This window comes from uncultured Faecalibacterium sp. (assembly GCF_900066275.1).
In the GTDB taxonomy this organism is placed as follows: Bacteria; Bacillota; Clostridia; order Oscillospirales; family Ruminococcaceae; genus Faecalibacterium; species Faecalibacterium taiwanense.
Window position 1 is genome coordinate 2,507 of record NZ_FMFG01000003.1, and the last position, 11,554, is coordinate 14,060.

13 protein-coding genes, 1 other RNA gene and 1 pseudogene are annotated in these 11,554 nt (G+C 60.7%); 6 read left to right on the forward strand and 9 right to left on the reverse strand.

Annotated features, from left to right (window positions below):
- The 5 genes from sbcD to QZL71_RS01760 form a co-directional block, all read right to left on the reverse strand.
- Nucleotides 1–406 (reverse strand): metallophosphoesterase family protein (sbcD, locus tag QZL71_RS01740; RefSeq protein WP_294647484.1); only part of this gene is annotated, 406 nt, incomplete at its 3' end.
- Nucleotides 407–619: 213 nt separating this feature from the next.
- Entirely contained in the window at nt 620–1,090 is a 471-nt protein-coding gene (locus QZL71_RS01745; protein ID WP_207698656.1) for a peptidoglycan-binding domain-containing protein, read from the reverse strand.
- A gap of 51 nt (nt 1,091–1,141) precedes the next feature.
- A complete protein-coding gene (locus tag QZL71_RS01750) occupies nt 1,142–1,771 on the reverse strand; it encodes a stage II sporulation protein R (protein WP_294647486.1) in 630 nt (209 codons plus the stop codon).
- Nucleotides 1,772–1,836: 65 nt separating this feature from the next.
- Complete coding sequence (locus QZL71_RS01755; RefSeq protein ID WP_363912603.1) at nt 1,837–3,198, reverse strand: PFL family protein; 1,362 nt, start codon at nt 3,196–3,198, stop codon at nt 1,837–1,839.
- 24 nt (nt 3,199–3,222) lie between these two features.
- Nucleotides 3,223–3,492 carry an ACT domain-containing protein gene (locus QZL71_RS01760; RefSeq protein ID WP_005944416.1) on the reverse strand — a complete coding sequence of 90 codons (270 nt, stop codon included), beginning with the start codon at nt 3,490–3,492 and terminating at the stop codon, nt 3,223–3,225.
- A 232-nt stretch (nt 3,493–3,724) separates the two neighbouring features.
- Here QZL71_RS01760 and QZL71_RS01765 point away from each other — a divergent pair, with 232 nt between their 5' ends.
- The 4 genes from QZL71_RS01765 to QZL71_RS01780 are packed head-to-tail and all read left to right on the forward strand — an operon-like array spanning nt 3,725 to nt 6,540.
- Nucleotides 3,725–4,204: an Lrp/AsnC family transcriptional regulator gene (locus QZL71_RS01765; protein WP_005935606.1), complete on the forward strand. Its 480-nt coding sequence runs from the start codon at nt 3,725–3,727 to the stop codon at nt 4,202–4,204.
- Complete coding sequence (locus QZL71_RS01770) at nt 4,204–5,388, forward strand: pyridoxal phosphate-dependent aminotransferase (protein ID WP_294647489.1); 1,185 nt, start codon at nt 4,204–4,206, stop codon at nt 5,386–5,388. Before QZL71_RS01765 ends, QZL71_RS01770 begins: the two co-directional genes overlap by 1 nt.
- A 10-nt stretch (nt 5,389–5,398) precedes the next feature.
- Nucleotides 5,399–6,274 carry a 4-(cytidine 5'-diphospho)-2-C-methyl-D-erythritol kinase gene (ispE, locus tag QZL71_RS01775; protein WP_294647490.1) on the forward strand — a complete coding sequence of 292 codons (876 nt, stop codon included), beginning with the start codon at nt 5,399–5,401 and terminating at the stop codon, nt 6,272–6,274.
- Between the two features lie 59 nt (nt 6,275–6,333).
- Complete coding sequence (locus QZL71_RS01780; protein ID WP_294647492.1) at nt 6,334–6,540, forward strand: DUF378 domain-containing protein; 207 nt, start codon at nt 6,334–6,336, stop codon at nt 6,538–6,540.
- Between the two features lie 200 nt (nt 6,541–6,740).
- Here the strand turns inward: QZL71_RS01780 and QZL71_RS01785 are convergent, their stop codons facing one another.
- From QZL71_RS01785 to QZL71_RS01795, 3 genes are all read right to left on the reverse strand, one after another.
- The gene (locus tag QZL71_RS01785; RefSeq protein ID WP_044954019.1) at nt 6,741–7,388 is read right to left on the reverse strand and encodes an AhpC/TSA family protein; all 648 of its coding nucleotides are present in this window, start codon (nt 7,386–7,388) and stop codon (nt 6,741–6,743) included.
- 95 nt (nt 7,389–7,483) lie between these two features.
- A non-coding RNA gene (gene ssrS, locus QZL71_RS01790) (6S RNA) lies at nt 7,484–7,688 on the reverse strand.
- Between the two features lie 22 nt (nt 7,689–7,710).
- Entirely contained in the window at nt 7,711–8,022 is a 312-nt protein-coding gene (locus tag QZL71_RS01795) for a DUF1292 domain-containing protein (RefSeq protein WP_044954017.1), read from the reverse strand.
- 239 nt (nt 8,023–8,261) lie between these two features.
- Here QZL71_RS01795 and QZL71_RS01800 point away from each other — a divergent pair, with 239 nt between their 5' ends.
- Nucleotides 8,262–9,005: a peptidylprolyl isomerase gene (locus tag QZL71_RS01800; protein ID WP_294647493.1), complete on the forward strand. Its 744-nt coding sequence runs from the start codon at nt 8,262–8,264 to the stop codon at nt 9,003–9,005.
- Nucleotides 9,006–9,035: 30 nt separating this feature from the next.
- Here the strand turns inward: QZL71_RS01800 and ruvX are convergent, their stop codons facing one another.
- On the reverse strand, nt 9,036–9,467 hold the full coding sequence (gene ruvX / locus QZL71_RS01805; protein WP_294647495.1) for a Holliday junction resolvase RuvX: 432 nt from the start codon (nt 9,465–9,467) through the stop codon (nt 9,036–9,038).
- A 142-nt stretch (nt 9,468–9,609) separates the two neighbouring features.
- Between ruvX and QZL71_RS01810 the strand changes: the two are divergent.
- Nucleotides 9,610–11,554 (forward strand): annotated as a pseudogene (locus QZL71_RS01810) (ATP-binding protein); the annotation flags it as partial.

Sequence of the window (11,554 nt, forward strand, 5' to 3'; positions counted from 1 at the left end):
TGGCGGGCTTCAAAAAGGGCAGAAGGTACACGTCCAGCGTGCCGTACTCGTCGGTGAGGGGGATGGGCACCGGCGCACCGGAGAACACCGGGCTGACGTACACCCGGCTGTTTTGCAGCAGGGCCGCGCCGAAGGCAATGCGGTCGGCAGAGTCGTGGTTGCCGCTGATGGCGAACACGGGCAGCCTGCGTTCGGCCAGCTGGGTGAGGAACCAGTCTAGCAGGCGCACGGCTTCGGCAGGGGGAACGGGCTTATCGTAGAGGTCGCCCGCCAGCAGCACACCGTCCACGGGCGTTTTATCCAGCAGGGAAAGGATCTGTTCCAGAATGTACCGCTGGTCGTCCAGCATGGAGAACTCGCACACCCGCTTGCCCAGATGCAGGTCGGAAAGATGCAGAAAACGCAAACGGAAACACCGCCTTTTCAGAGTTTTCTTTATTATACAGCAGGGCGGGGGTGGGGGCAAGGAAAACTCCCCCAGTCATCGCTGCGCGATGCCAGCCCCCTCGGGGATGGGGCCTTTGGCAGTGCGGAAAAGCTTCCGGTTTTGCCAGAGGCTCCCTCTTTGAGGGAGCTGGCACGGCGCAAGCCGTGACTGAAGGAGTTCGCTTCCCTTAAATCAGAACATCTTCTCCCACGTTTCTTCGCCGACCACGCCGTCGGCGGTAAGGCCGCTGCGGCGCTGGAACCGCTGCACAGCCGCTGCCGTTGCTGCGCCGAACCTGCCGTCGGCGTTCAGCCGTTCACCCAGTGAATTGAGCTTCTGCTGCACCAGACGCACCGTGCCGCCGGAAGAGCCGCTGCGCAGGGCAATGCCGGGGTAGGGCACATGCAGGCCGTGCTTGGCCGTGTAGCGGGTGTAGAGCACGTTCCATGTGTTCGCGCCCACCTTGCCGTCCACATTCATCTTGTTTTTGAGTTGGAACTCCTTCACGGCGTTCTCGGTGGAAATGCCGAATTTTCCATCGGCCTTCAGCTCGCCGTACCATGTGCAGGCATCGCGTACACCGTTGAGCCAGGTCTGCACAAGAGCTACGTCCGGCCCGGAGGAGCCGCGCTGGAGCAGGGAATAATAAGCAGGAATCGCCATAATGATCACACGCTCCTTTCGCCACATGCTATGCGGCGAAAGCGCCGGGCGTTACCCCACAAGCACCACATCCTCCCGGCGGGCGGTGCGCTGCTGCACCCATTCCACCAGCCGGAGCCGGAGGATGTACTCCCCGCACACAAGGTCGTTTTCGGCGGGCCGGGCGTAGCTGCCGCAGGCAGAGCGGCACAGGCCCGGGTAGAGCACGCACCACCAGTTGCGGCCTTTTCCGGCACCGAGATCGATGCGCAAAGCGTCGTACCGCCCGGCGGGAAGAGTGCCGGAACCATAGCGCCGGGTGGCAAAGTACATATTTACCAGCTGCACCCGCACCGGCGTGCGGATGTTCAGCTGTGCCAGCGCGTGCCGGGCCGTGAGCTGCAGCTCAAATAGATGCTGCGCCGCCCAGGCGATCGCTTCCGGCTTGCTCTGTGCCGGGCAGGCGGTGTCCAGATAGGCAAGCACGGCATCCCGCACATGGAGCTTTGCGCTCTGGCTGGCAATGGAATCGCTCTCAGCCCGGATGTGCAGGCGCAGGGTGTCGGCGCACACCAGCGCCCCGGTGTCCAGCTGGGTGCGGCCCCATGCAAATGCCTGCCATGCGCCACACAGAGCAAGGGCGAGAAACAGGCCAAGGCAGAGCAGAACCATCTGAGAACGTGTAAGCATTCTGGATAACATAAAAACAGACCCTTCTTCTGGAAATGTTATCCAGAGGATGGGCCTGTTGGAGTAGATTTATTCTCTTAGTTCTTCAGCGACTGCATGGGGGCAGGCAGTCGGCCGCCGCGGTTGATGAACACGGACGGGTCGTGCTGGTTCACGGCCATGATGGGGCCATAGCCCAGCAGACCGCCAAAGTCCAGCACCTCGCCGGCCTTGCGGCCAATGGCGGGAATGACGCGCACGGCGGTGGTCTTGCTGTTCACCATGCCGATGGCGGCTTCGTCAGCGATCAGGGCGCTGATGACAGCCGGGGTGGTGTCGCCCGGGATGATGACCATATCGATGCCCACCGAGCAGACGGCGGTCATGGCTTCCAGCTTTTCAATGGTCAGGCAGCCGATCTCGGCGGCGTGGATCATGCCGGCGTCCTCGCTGACCGGGATGAAGGCACCGGACAGACCGCCCACATGGTTGGAGGCCATCACGCCGCCCTTCTTCACGGCATCGTTCAGCAGGGCCAGACAGGCGGTGGTGCCGCAGCAGCCGCAGGTCTCAAGGCCCATCTCTTCCAGAATGTTGGCCACGCTGTCGCCAATGGCGGGGGTAGGTGCCAGCGACAGGTCGATGATGCCGGCGGGCACGCCCAGAGCCTTGGAGGCAAGGTTTGCCACCAGCTGGCCCACGCGGGTGATCTTGAAGGCGGTGCGCTTGACCAGCTCTGCCACCTCGTCGATGGGGGCATCCTTGGGCAGGCGGGCCAGTGCGGCGCGCACAGCGCCGGGGCCGGAAACGCCCACGTGGATCTCACAGTCCGGCTCGCCGGGGCCGTGGAATGCACCGGCCATGAAGGGGTTGTCCTCCGGTGCGTTGCAGAATACCACCAGCTTTGCGGCACCGATGCACTGACGATCAGCCGTCAGCTCACTGGCCTTCTTGACAGCCTCGCCCATGAGCTTGACAGCGTCCATATTCAGTCCTGCCTTGGTGGCACCGATGTTCACCGAGCTGCACACGATGTCGGTCTCGGCCAGTGCGCGGGGAATGGACTCGATCAGGCGGCGGTCACCGGCAGAAAAGCCCTTGTGCACCAGAGCACTGTAGCCGCCCACAAAGTTTACACCCACCTTTTTACCGGCGGCATCCAGAGTTTTTGCAAACTCCACAGGGTCGGCATCCGGGCAGGCACCCAGCAGCATGGCGATGGGTGTGACACTGATGCGTTTGTTGATGATGGGAATACCGTACTCGGCACTGATATGCTCCACCGTGGGCACAAGGTTTGCGGCCTTGGTGGTGATCTTGTTATAGATGTTCTCGCACGCCTTCTTCGGGTCTGGGTCGATGCAGTCCAGCAGGCTGATGCCCATGGTGACGGTGCGCACGTCCAGATTGTCCTGAGTGAACATCTCGATGGTCTCGAGGATGTCACCGGTATTAAACATACTCATAGCTGTGTACTCCCTCCATCAGATGGTGTGCATGGCATCAAAAACTTCCTGACGGGTAACATTGATCTGCATGCCCATCTCGGCAGCCAGCGCGTCGGTGCGCTTGTGCAGCTCTTCGTGGCTCACATTGCAGTTGCTGATATCCACCAGCATGATCATGGCGAACATGCCCTGCAGGATGCTCTGGGTCACGTCCTCGATATTGATGTTCAGTTCGGTGCACAGACCGGCGACCTTGGCAACAACGCCCACGGTATCGTGACCAATGACGGTAATGAATGCTTTCATCGTTTCCACCCTCGTTTTCCTTTTGATGAACGGTGCCGCAAGCGTTCCGGCACACTCTTACTTTTCCAGTATAGCAGATTTGGCAAAATTTGAACACACTTTTTGTAAAAAAGAACAGACACGAGGGGAAAAAGACATTCTATCCCAAAAATTGGGTGCAATCTTTTACAGCTTGTGCTATACTTATAAATAATTTATTTCCCGGTTACGGGCTGAGAAGGAGCAAAATACTATGGAACAGCTTTTGAAGATCCTGGAAGACAATGCGCGGCTGCCCATTGAGGATATCGCCACGATGCTGAATAAATCCCCCGCCGAGGTGGCGGCCATGATCGATCTGGCCCGGGCGCAGGGCATCATCAAGGGCTACAAGACCCTTGTGGACTGGGAAAAGGCCGGGGTCAACCGTGTGGAGGCCGTCATCGAGCTGAACGTCAGCCCCAAGAAGAGCCGCGGCTTTGACGAGATCGCAGCCACCATTGCCGCCTTTGACGAGGTGGAGAGCGTGCTGCTGATGAGCGGCGGTTACGACCTGCAGCTGGTGATCAAGGGCCAGACCTTCCAGGAGATCGCCCTGTTCGTGGCAAAGCGCCTTTCTCCGCTGGACGATGTGCTGTCCACCGCCACCCATTTTGTGCTGCGCACCTATAAAAAGGAGGGCCGCCTGTATCAGGACGAAGAAATCGATGAAAGAGAGTGCACGGTGCTGTGATGGACTACGATAAACTGATCGCGCCTGCCGCTGAGGCCATGCGCCCCTCCGGCATCCGCAAATTTTTCGATCTGGCTGCCGAAATGCCCGAGTGCATCAGTCTGGGCGTGGGCGAGCCGGACTTTAAAACGCCATGGGCCGTGCGCGAAGCCGGCATTGAGAGTCTGGAGCATGGCCGCACCCGCTACACCTCCAACGCAGGCCTGAAGGAGCTGCGCGCCGAGGTGGCAAAGTATCTGGAGCGCCGCATGGGCCTGCACTACGACCCGCTGCACGAGGTGCTCATCACGGTGGGCGGCAGCGAAGCCATTGATATGTGCATCCGCACGCTGGTGCAGCCCGGGGACGAGGTCATCATCCCGGAGCCCTGCTTTGTGTGCTACGAGCCCATCACCACCCTGTCCGGCGGTGTGCCGGTGCATGTGGCCTGCCGTCAGGAGGACGAGTTCCGCCTGCGTGCCGATGCGCTGAAAGCAGCCATCACCCCCAAGACAAAGCTGCTCATCATGCCGTTTCCCAACAACCCCACCGGTGCGGTGATGGAGCGCGAGGATCTGGAAGCTGTAGCTGAGGTGCTGCGCGGTACCAACATCATGGTGCTCTCCGATGAAATTTATGCAGAGCTGAACTATGGCCTGCGGCCTCATGTTTCCATTGCCACCCTGCCCGGCATGGCCGAGCGCACCATCGTGGTGAACGGCTTCTCCAAGACTTACGCCATGACCGGTTGGCGTCTGGGCTATGCCTGCGGCCCGGCACCCATCATCCGGATCATGACCAAGATCCACCAGAGCGCCATCATGAGCGCCCCCACCACCAGCCAGTACGCCGCCATCACTGCTCTGAAGGAGTGCGACGGCGAGATCGACCGCATGCGCGACGAATACAATATGCGCCGCCGCCTTGTGGTGAAGTCCTTTAACGATATGGGCCTGACCTGCTTTGAGCCGCGCGGTGCGTTCTACGCCTTCCCCTGCATCAAGAGCACGGGCATGAGCAGTCAGGATTTCTGCACGAAGCTGCTGGAACAGAAGCATGTGGCCATCATCCCCGGCGACGCCTTTGGCGCTTCCGGCGAAGGCTACGCCCGCATTTCCTACGCCTACAGCGTGGAGCATCTGAAGGAAGCGCTCAAGCGCATCCGGGAATTCCTGCAGGAAAACGGCATCTATCACGGTATCTGAGGAGGAACAAATGGCAAGGCTGAACTGCGTGACCGTTCTGGCCCCCGCAAAGCTCAATCTGGCGCTGGACGTGGTGGGCCTTCTGCCGAGCGGCTACCATGATCTGGACATGACCATGCAGGCCATCACCCTGTACGAGCGGGTGGTGCTGTGCCGCAGCCCCTACCTGAACCTGCGTCTGCCGGGCAGTCTGGTGGCCCCCAATAACAAAAACACTGCCATCAAGGCAGCGCTGGCATTTTTTGACTACACCGGCCTTCTGGCGGGCGTGGACATCACAATCTATAAAAATACCCCGGTGCGGGCGGGCATGGCGGGCGGCAGTGCCGATGCTGCCGCTGTTCTGGTGGGCATGAACGAGCTGTACGGTGCGCACCTTTCCATGAGTGAGCTGTGCGCGCTGGGCGCAAAGATCGGTGCGGATGTGCCCTTTGCCCTGATGGGCGGCACCTGCCGGGTGCAGGGCGTGGGAGACTTCCTCAAGGCCCTGCCGCCGGTGCCGGAGTGCTGGTTCACGGTGGTGATGCCGGACTACGGCGTTTCCACCCCGGAGGCCTTTGCGGCCTACGACCGGGTGGGCAGCAGCATCCACCCGGACTGCGGAGCGCAGGAAGCCGCTATCCGTGCCGGAGATCTGGATGACCTTTGTGCCGCCGCCGGCAATGCGCTGGAAGAGTGCAGCGGAGCAAAGGATACCGGGGCCATCAAGGCCCTGCTGCGGGAGCATGGCGCTGTCACCGCCCTGATGACCGGCAGCGGTGCGGCGGTGTTCGGCGTATTCCGGGACGAAGGGGCCGCACGGGCTGCTGCACAGGCCGCAAAGCGGCGCTGGAAGCAGGTGTACGTGGCGCAGCCTGACCGCGGCGGCGCACGGGTGAGCCGATAAAAATGCATAGACCTCCTTCCCACGGGGCATACTGCCCGCAAAGGAAGGAGGTCTTTTTTGTGCAGACCTTTTATAAAATCTGTCTGATCTTAATGATCGTGGGCGGCATCAACTGGGGCCTTGTGGGGCTGTTCCAGTTCGATTTTGTGGGCTGGCTGCTGGGCGGCAGCGCATCCATCTGGTCGCGCATCGTGTTCACGCTGGTGGGCATTGCAGCCCTGTGCGGCATCCCGGGACTGTTTGCAGATGAAAGCTCTGAAAATTGAAAGCGGCCTCGCCCTCTCCGTCTTTGCTTCGCAAATCCACCTCTCCCAAAGGGAGAGGCCTTGGCATAAAGATGCACCTTTTGTGGATTGCCAAAGGCTCCCACTTTGGGGGAGCTGTCGAGCAACGCGAGACTGAGAGGGCGAGCTCGCTAAAACAAAAGCACCTGCGGTTGATCCTGCAGGTGCTTTTGCTTGTTGACTCAATTACTGCTTCCGTCCAAATCGTCCCAGCCTACCAGATCCGGCAGGGTGAGCGTCTCGTCGGAGCAGTGGGGGTGTGCACGCCGCTGGTCCTCGGCCATGGTGCGCACCACCTCGCGGGTGATCTCGCGGATGGCGGCGCAGTCCTCCGGCAGGTCGGTCTGGCTGCGGCCGGAGTGGGTAAACAGGATCTTACCCATGTGGCCCACCACCAGCGTCAGCGGCAGCTGCTGCGGAGCATTGCTGTTGTAGCGGTAGCCCTGCTCTTTGGCCGCTTTGTAGATGCGCTGGGCCGCAAAGCTCCAGCTCAGGATGCCGCGGGCCTGTTCTACGCCAAGGTAGCCGTACAGCACCCCCGGCGCGTCGCAGATGAGGGTGAAGGGAAACTCGGCCCCCTGTGTGGCCTTTGCCACCATGCGGGGCGAGGAACGCACCACGCAGGCCAGCCGCACGCCGCGCAGTCTGGGCAGGGTCTGCAGGTAGCGGGTCAGGTATTCCCGCGTGACAGGGTGGTCAAAGGCAGGCAGGAAGATCATGACAAGAGGGTGCTCCCCTTCGCACAGCTTGTAAAAATCATTGCCCGGTGTGGTGGGGGTATCAAAGGTGAAACGGGGGATGGAGGTGCCCACCAGATGTTCTGACTTCATGCCGCAATGCACATCCTTTCCATATTCAGGGAAATAAAAAAATCCACACACTGTCTCTGTTTTTGCAGAGGACAGCGGTGGATGGATTGCTATAAAAAGATCCCGCCCGGTCGTCTGCGGTCAATCAAACCTACCCTTACGGACAGGTGGGTGCCCTGTCTCCGGGTTCGCGCTTCCTCATCGAGCCTTCATGGTCGCCCCATGACGGGGAGGTCTGCAATCCACCGGGGAACTCCAAGCTCCCGTTGAATGATTAGTAGGATCATATAAACCGCAACAAATCGAGCCGGGCAGGAAGTTTTGCCGGGTAATTTGTCTGGAATTATTCTTCGATGTCGTACTCGTCGCTCAGGCGCTCTTCAAACAGCTTGCCCAGCTCCAGCAGCAGCTCGTCGTCGTCCACGACGTCCAGATACTCGCCTTCATCATCCTCGCCAACGCTCAGAATGACCAGCTGAGCATTCTCAGCTTCCTCTTCGGTCTCGGCGTATTCCACAGCAGCCAGATAATGCACACCCTTGTGGTCCAGCGCATCGATCACCTCAAATGTGATCTCGTTGCCGTCCTCATCCTCCAGGGTCATCAGGTCGGGCTGATCTTCTTCGGTATTAGGGTTCTTGATTTCGTCAGACATAGATATTGTCTCCTGTATCGTGTCATAAAACGGGCTGTTTGTGTGCCGCCCGCTTGGCCTGCATATAGTGTAGCGTTTTTTTGCCTGCTCGTCAAGATGCTTTTTCGCACAGAAATTGTGCAGCAAATTTTCACGCATTTGCTCTCGCACTCTGCGGCAGAATATGATATACTATCCTCTGAATCTTCTGTGCACGGTGTGCCGTGCAGGTTACTATAGAGTATGGAGCGTGGGCGGAAATGATGCATAAAAAAAGATGGGCGGCGTTTGTGCTGGCAGCGGCGCTGGCGCTGACGGGCTGCAGTGCCGGGAGCTTTCTGCACTTTGGCAAAGGCAGCGGCGGCAGTACAGTCCAGAAGATCGACCGCCCGGCAGTGGAATCGGCAGAGCTGCAGTTTGCCCACCCTGCGGCGGGGGACACCATTGCGGTGTTTGATACCTCGGCAGGCGTGTTCAAGGCGGTGCTTTTCCCGGACAAGGCCCCGCAGGCCTATGATAACTTTGCAGGCCTTGTGCAGGCAGGCTACTACAACGGCCTGACCTTCTCCCGCGTGGAGAGCGGCTTTGTGGTGGAAGCCGGGCAGGGGGCCGACGGCAGGGGCAGTACCATCTGGAACGGCAGCCGCTACCCGGCTGAGACCACCGACAGCCTGCACCATTATTCCGGTGCCCTGTGTATGGGCACCGATGCTTCCGGCGAGTGCGCCAGCGTTTTTTACGTGATGCAGACGCTGCCGGGAGACCAGTCGGTGACGCAGGAGCTTGTGGACCAGATGAACAGCGCGGGCTACCGCGCAGAGGTGGTTTCGGCCTATCAGACCGCCGGCGGCGCGCCTTATCTTGACTACACCGATACCGTGCTGGGGCAAGTGTACGAGGGCATGGACGTGGTGGATGCCATCGGCCAGACCGCCGTGGACGAAAACCAGAAGCCCCGTGAGGACATCACCATCAACAGCGTGAGCATTACGCAGTACGAATAAGAAAAAGGACACCGTCAGGTGTCCTTTTTCTTATATCTCTCCCGGGTGCTCCTTCCGCCATGCAAGATAATCGTCCAGAATGACCGTGGCGCTCACAGAGTCCAGAATTTCCTTCCGCTTTGTGCCAAAGGTGCCGCTCTCGTCCAGAATGTCGGCGGCGGCGCAGGTGGTCTGCCGCTCGTCCCACATGCGTACCGGCAGGCCGCTCCAGATCTCGACCGTTTTTGCCAGCTTGCGGCTCTTGGCGGCGCGCTCGCCATCGGTGCCGTCCATGTTCAGCGGCAGGCCGATCACGATCAGCTCGGCTCCGATCTCCTTGGCCACCTCGCATACCCGGGCGGCTACCTTGTTGCGGGCTTTCAGGGTGATCTGCGGGGTGATGGCCGTTGTAAGGAACTCGGTGCGGTCACAGGTGGCAAGGCCGGTGCGGCTGTCGCCGTAATCAACAGCTAAAATTTTCATACAGGCTTCCTCTCTTGTGTGGAAAAGTTTATCGGTTCAAGTGTACCACAGCTGCAGGCTAAAGGGTAGATAATAACACTTTTTTTGAGAGGATTTTCGTGTTACAATAAACACAGATCGTTTTTTTAGGAGGAAGTGCCCCATGCTCAAACTGGTTTTAGGCGGCTCCGGCAGCGGCAAAACGACGCTGCTCTATTCCCGCATCCGTGCCCGGGCCGAGGCAGGCCGGCGCAGCATCCTGCTGGTGCCGGAACAGTTCACTTCCAGCACGGAGGGCCGCATCTACCGGGAACTGGGCGATGCTCTTTCCGGCATGGTGGAAAGCTTTTCCTTCACGAGTCTGGCCGAGCGCATCCTCTCTGCCGAGGGCGGCGCGGCGGTGCAGACCCTTTCGGACGCGGGCCGCGCCGTGCTGGTGCGCCGCGCGCTGGAAGAGCTGCAGGATCATGTGCATTACTACTACCGCCACCGCCGCAGTGCGGCCTTCTGCCAGATGGCGGCCCAGACCATCGACGAGCTGAAAAGTGCCGGCCTTTCCGGCGCACAGCTGGCAGAGCTTGCGCCGGACTGCGGGCCGGAAAGCGGCAAGCTGAGCGAGCTGGCACTGATCTTTCAGGGGTACGAAACGCTGCTGGCGGGCACCGGCATGGACCCCGCCGACCGGCTGGAGCTGGCGGCTGACCGGCTGGAAGCCGCTCTTGCCCGGGGCGAACTGCCGGACTTTCTGCGGGAGCGGGAAGTGTTCATTGACGAGTTTGATACCTTCAACGCACCCAAAAAGCGGCTGATGGGCGCGATGCTGGCGGCGCTGCCCGCCGTCACGGTGGCCCTGTGCGACGACGGTGCGCCCATGGTGCCGGGGGATATGGGGCTTTTTTCCGGCGCAAAGCAGGTGGCCGCACAGCTGCGGCAGCTGGCCCGCAAAAACGGTGCTGATGCGGCAGTGCCGGAGCTGCTGCGCCGCGACCTGCGCCATAAGGATGCGCCCGGCCTTGCGGCTGTGACAGAGCTTTTGGAGACTGGCACCTGTGAGGTGCCGCCCGCTGCGCCGGAGGTGCGGCTGTTTGCCGCTGCCAGCCGGGAAGAGGAAGCCCGCTGCACCGCTGCGGCCATCCGCCGCCTGATGCGGCAGGGCGTGCGCTGCGGCAAAATGGCCGTGGTCTGCCGCAATATCCCGGATTACCGTGCGGCCATCCGGTACGAGTTCCGCATGGCAGATATCCCGCTTTACTGCGATGAACCCACCACCCCGGAGTTCAGCGCCCCGGCTACGGCGGTGCGTGCACTGCTGGCACTGCTGCGCGGTGCGGATATGACCGAAAACCTGACCATTCTTGCCAAGACCGGCCTGTGCGCTCTGACCGAGCCGCAGGTCTGCGCGCTGGAAAACTATGCCTATACCTGGTCACCCAATGCGGCGGCATGGCGCACAAAATTTGAGAAAAGCCCCAAGGGCTTCGGCGAAAATGAACTGTCCGATGAGGATGCAAAAACGCTGGAGGATGCCGAGACTGCCCGCCAGCTGCTGGTAACAGCCGTGGACGAACTGCGCAGCAAGGTGCGGGGCGGCAGCGCCGAACAGATCAGCCGGGAACTGTATTTCTGCCTGAAAAAGCTGGGTGCAGAAGAGCAGCAGGCAGCGCTGGTGGAAGCCGTCCGCACTGCCCGGGGCATCCCGGCGGCAGAGGAAGCGGCCCGCGAGTGGAACGTGGTGATGCAGCTGCTCAACGAGATGGCCCACCTGCTGGGCGGGCAGGGTGTGACCCTTGCAGAATATGAGGACCTGTTCAGCCTGCTGCTGCGCTCTTCGGACCTTGGGCATATCCCGCAGACGCTGGATGCTGTGGTGCTGGCAAGCGCGGGCAAAATGCGTCTGGACGCGCCGGACTATGTGTTCGTGCTGGGCCTTGCGGAGGGCGAATTTCCCTGTGCACCGTCCGAGACGGGCCTTCTGACCCACGCCGACCGCGATGTTCTGATGGCAAAGCAGATCGATCTGCCGGACTGCTTTGAGAACCGCGTGGTGCGCGAGCAGGTGTGCGTTTACAAAGCCCTCACCGCACCGGCAAAGGGGTTGTGGCTCAGCT